At 72.5% G+C, this 4075-nt stretch carries 5 protein-coding genes; all 5 read left to right on the plus strand.

Annotated features, from left to right (window positions below):
• A partial coding sequence (locus H5J30_RS20525; protein ID WP_508470577.1) for an AAA family ATPase occupies positions 1-666 on the plus strand: 666 nt, incomplete at its 5' end.
• A 163-nt stretch (positions 667-829) separates the two neighbouring features.
• Positions 830-1441 (plus strand): 30S ribosomal protein S4, encoded by a 612-nt coding sequence (rpsD, locus tag H5J30_RS20530; RefSeq protein WP_181788864.1) that lies wholly within the window; start codon positions 830-832, stop codon positions 1439-1441.
• Between the two features lie 197 nt (positions 1442-1638).
• On the plus strand, positions 1639-2097 hold the full coding sequence (locus tag H5J30_RS20535) for a DUF948 domain-containing protein (RefSeq protein ID WP_181788865.1): 459 nt from the start codon (positions 1639-1641) through the stop codon (positions 2095-2097).
• Positions 2098-2102: 5 nt separating this feature from the next.
• Positions 2103-2453: a DUF6167 family protein gene (locus H5J30_RS20540; RefSeq protein WP_181788866.1), complete on the plus strand. Its 351-nt coding sequence runs from the start codon at positions 2103-2105 to the stop codon at positions 2451-2453.
• Positions 2453-4075 (plus strand): alanine--tRNA ligase (gene alaS / locus H5J30_RS20545; protein ID WP_181788867.1); only part of this gene is annotated, 1623 nt, incomplete at its 3' end. The genes H5J30_RS20540 and alaS, both read left to right, overlap by 1 nt.

Below are 4075 nucleotides of genomic sequence, written 5' to 3' on the forward strand. Positions count from 1 at the left end.
TCGCTGCCGACGCTGGAGGCGGCGGTGGACCGCGCCGCCGTGGCGTACGACCGGGACGGCGACCAGCACTACGACGTGGCCAGCGCCCTGATCAAGTCCGTGCGCGGCTCCGACGTGGACGCGGCGCTGCACTATCTGGCGCGCATGATCGAGGCGGGCGAGGACCCGCGGTTCATCGCCCGGCGGCTGATGATCTCCGCCAGCGAGGACATCGGCCTCGCCGACTCCGCCGCGCTGCAGACGGCGGTCGCGGCGGCCCAGGCGGTGGCCATGATCGGCTTCCCGGAGGCGGCGCTGACGCTGGCGCACGCCACGGTGGCGCTCGCGCTGGCCCCGAAGTCCAACGCGGTGACGAAGGCCATCGGCGCCGCGATGGACGACGTACGGGCCGGGAAGGCGGGCCCGGTGCCGGCGCATCTGCGGGACGGGCACTACAAGGGCGCGGAGAAGCTGGGGCACGCGCAGGGGTACGTGTACCCGCACGACGTCCCCGGCGCCATCGCCGCCCAGCAGTACGCCCCGGACGCCCTCGGCGACCGCAGGTACTACGAGCCGACGCGGTACGGCGCGGAGGCGCGGTACGCCGAGGTGGTCGAGCGGGTGCGCGAGCGGCTGGCGGGCGGGGGCCAGGACGGTCCCGGCCGGGGCGGCGACGGGGGCGACTGACCCGCGGCGCACGGGCCCCCGGGCCGCCTGGTGACGCGGATCACGGCGCCCGGTCGCCGGGAATGCCCGAAATCGCGGGCGCGTTTTTCTAGGTAGCAGCGCGAGAGCGCCGACATCGCTTAAGGTAAGCCTTGCCTAACTTCCTCAAGGAGGATGGAACCACGTGAACCAGCCGCGCCCCAAGGTCCGCAAGTCGCGGGCCCTCGGCATCCCGCTCACCCCGAAGGCCGCCAAGTACTTCGAGGCCCGCCCGTACCCGCCTGGCATGCACGGCCGCGGCCGCAAGCAGACCAGCGACTACAAGGTGCGGCTGCTGGAGAAGCAGCGGCTGCGCGCGCAGTACGACATCAGCGAGCGCCAGCTCGTCCGGGCGTACGAGCGCGCCAGCAAGGTGCAGGCCAAGACCGGTGAGGCACTGATCGTCGAGCTGGAGCGCCGCCTGGACGCGCTGGTCCTGCGCGCGGGCCTGGCCAGGACCGTCTACCAGTCCCGGCAGATGGTCGTGCACGGCCACATCGAGGTCAACGGCCGCAAGGTCGACAAGCCGTCCTTCCGCGTCCGCCCCGACGACGTGGTCAAGGTCCGCGAGCGCAGCCGCGAGAAGTACCCCTTCCAGGTCGCGCGCGAGGGCGGCTACGCCACGGACGGCGAGACCCCCCGCTACCTGGAGGTCAACCTGCCGGCGCTCGCCTTCCGGCTGGACCGCGAGCCCAACCGCCGCGAGATCCCCGTCATCTGCGACGAGCAGCTGGTCGTGGAGTACTACGCGCGCTGACGCACTCCGCTCCCGGCGGGAGCACGGAACGTGCGCGGAAGTATGCGCAACGTACAATCCGCTCGCGCAACTCCCCTGTGCACGGGGGTTAATCCGGTACGGCGCTGTCGGTCCGGCGCGATAGGGTCGGAGCCTGCCCTGGCAGCGCAACACCCCGTCGACTCGCCCGGCGAGCAGCCCTGAAGGAGCGGTGCATCGTGTCCGGTGGAGAGGTGGCCGGCATCCTCGTGGCCGTCTTCTGGGCCATCCTGGTCTCTTTCCTGGCCGTGGCCCTCTTCCGGCTCGCCCGGACGCTCCGCGCCGCAAGCGAGTTGGTCACGCGCGTCACCGAGGAGGCCGTGCCGCTCCTCGCGGAGGCCGGCGCCACGGTCCGCTCGGCGAACACGCAGCTCGCCCGGGTCGACGCCATCGCCTCCGACGTCCAGGAGGTCACGGCCAACGCCTCGGCCCTGTCCTCCACCGTCTCCACCGCCTTCGGCGGCCCCCTGGTGAAGGTGGCCGCGTTCGGGTACGGGGTGCGCCGTGCGCTCGGCCGGAACCGCGGCGCGGGCGGGGACGACGGCGGCGAGGTGATCGTCGGCGGCCCGGTGCGCGGGTCCGCCGCCCGGGTGCCCGCCGCCCGCCGGGGCTTTTCCGCCAGGCGCAGAAAGGGCTGAGCAGCATGTTCCGTCGGACCTTCTGGTTCACGACCGGTGCGGCCACCGGAGTCTGGGCCACCCTGAAGGCGCAGCGCGCGATGCGCCGCGTCTCCCCGGAGGGCATCGCCGCCACGGCCGCCAACCGCGCCGTCGACACCGGCCGCCGCGCCCTGCTCTTCGCCCAGGACGTGCGCGCCGCGATGGCCGAGCGCGAGGACCAGCTCAACGACGCCCTCGGGCTCAGCCCCCGCGACCGCCCCGCGGAACTGCCGGGGCAGCGCGCCAAGGCACAGCTCGAACGGAAGGCCGCGCGGCGCCGCCCGGCCGGCCGGAACCCGTACCACCGCAATCGCGACTTGAAAGAGGACCACTGATGGAGTCGGCCGAAATCCGCCGCCGCTGGCTGCGCTTCTTCGAAGAGCGCGGGCACACGGTCGTGCCGTCGGCGTCGCTGATCGCCGACGACCCCACGCTGCTCCTCATCAACGCCGGCATGGTCCCTTTCAAGCCGTACTTCCTCGGCGAGGCCACCCCGCCCTACAAGCGCGCCACCAGCGTGCAGAAGTGCATCCGCACCCCGGACATCGAAGAGGTCGGCAAGACCACCCGGCACGGTACGTTCTTCCAGATGTGCGGCAACTTCTCCTTCGGGGACTACTTCAAGGAGGGCGCCGCCACCCTCGCCTGGGAGCTGCTCACCAGCACGCAGGACGCGGGGGGGTACGGCCTGGACCCCGAGCGCCTGTGGATCACGGTCTACGAGGACGACGACGAGGCCGAGCGCATCTGGCGCGACGTGGTCGGCGTGCCCCCGGAGCGCATCCAGCGCCTGGGCAAGGAGGAGAACTACTGGGACATGGGCGTGCCCGGTCCCTGCGGCCCCTGCTCCGAGGTCAGCTACGACCGCGGCCCCGAGTTCGGCGAGGCGGGCGGCCCCGCCGTCAACGACGAGCGCTACGTGGAGATCTGGAACCTGGTCTTCATGCAGTACGTGCGCGGCCCCGGCAAGGGCAAGGACTACCCGATCCTCGGCGACCTGCCCCAGCAGAACATCGACACCGGCCTCGGCCTCGAACGCCTCGCGATGATCCTGCAGGGCGTGCACAACATGTACGAGATCGACACCTCGCGCGCCGTCATCGACAAGGCCGAGGAGCTGACCGGCGTCCGCTACGGCGCCGCCGACCACTCGGACGTCTCGCTGCGCGTCGTCTCCGACCACATGCGCGCCTCCGTCATGCTCATCGGCGACGGCGTCACCCCCGGCAACGAGGGCCGGGGCTACGTGCTGCGCCGCATCATGCGCCGCGCCGTACGCAACATGAAGCTGCTCGGCGCCGACGGCCCCGTCGTCGGCGAGCTGGTCGACGTCGTCATCGCCACGATGGGCGAGCAGTACCCGGAGCTGGTCGCCGACCGCAAGCGCATCGAGTCCGTCGCGCTCGCCGAGGAGGCCCGCTTCCTCAAGACCCTCAAGGCCGGCACCAACGTGCTGGACACCGCCGTCACCGAGGCCAGGTCCGCCGGCTCCGGCGTGCTCCCCGGCGACAAGGCGTTCCTGCTCCACGACACCTGGGGCTTCCCCATCGACCTCACCCTGGAGATGGCCGGCGAGCAGGGCCTGACGGTCGACGAGGACGGCTTCCGGCGGCTGATGAAGGAGCAGCGGGACCGGGCCAAGGCGGACGCCGCCGCCAAGAAGACCGGCCACGCCGACCTGTCGGCGTACCGCGAGGTCGCCGACGCCGCCGGCGCCACCGAGTTCACCGGCTACACCCACACCGACGCCGAGTCCACCGTCGTCGGCCTGCTGGTCGGCGGCGTGGCCGCGCCCGCCGCCACCGAGGGCGACGAGGTCGAGGTGATCCTCGACCGCACCCCCTTCTACGCGGAGGGCGGCGGCCAGCTCGCCGACACCGGCCGGCTCCGGCTCGGCTCCGGCGCCGTGGTCGAGGTGCGCGACGTGCAGCAGCCCGTGCCCGGCGTCAGCGTGCAC

It is taken from the genome of Streptomyces phytophilus, from assembly GCF_013870535.1.
In the GTDB taxonomy this organism is placed as follows: Bacteria; Actinomycetota; Actinomycetes; order Streptomycetales; family Streptomycetaceae; genus Streptomyces; species Streptomyces phytophilus.